This is a genomic window from Glycomyces halotolerans (assembly GCF_054779575.1).
In genome coordinates, this window is record NZ_BAAGXZ010000075.1 from 1 (window position 1) to 547 (window position 547).

The 547-nt window shown below is 41.0% G+C and carries 1 protein-coding gene; it reads left to right on the forward strand.

The genetic code is table 11. The features are described 5' to 3' along the window. Positions 1 to 416, forward strand: a 416-nt coding sequence (locus ACYVL2_RS20100; protein WP_460546577.1) for an IS630 family transposase, incomplete at its 5' end; no start/stop codon positions are given. Positions 417 to 547 lie beyond the last annotated feature (131 nt).

Here is a 547-nt window from a genome sequence, read left to right on the forward strand (position 1 = left end):
CTGTTAGTCTATTTGGAGCTGTCAATGTTTTAAATGGCGACTTTCTCTGCCAAGTAGCTGACAATTGTAAAGCCCCAGCTTTTCATTCCTTTATGAAGTATGTGCTCGACTATTACCCAAATAAAGTCATCATTATGGTGTTGGATCGTGCTCGTATTCATGATGCAAAAGAGTTACAGCCCTTTTTTGAACAGCATGAGGATCGACTCATTCGTTTCTTTCTGCCGAAGTACTCGCCCAATTTGAACCCCGTTGAACGGATTTGGAAATGGCTGAAAGAAACCGTCATCCAAAATCGATTCCATCCTAACAAAGCAGCTATTCAAGAGTCTGTTTCTTCTTTTCTAGCTTTTTTGGAGGGGGCCTCTGAGCAAATTTTAAAAAGAATAGCCGGTGTTCATATGCCGGATTATTAAGTAAAACTTATATAGTAGCTGTCCTAGTGCGACAGCCCAATCGAGATCACTAATTTCATCGCAAAGATCATAAAATAGACCACCTAATGTCCGTTGGTCTGTGCTACAACGGTTCTGTCAAGAGAGGACAA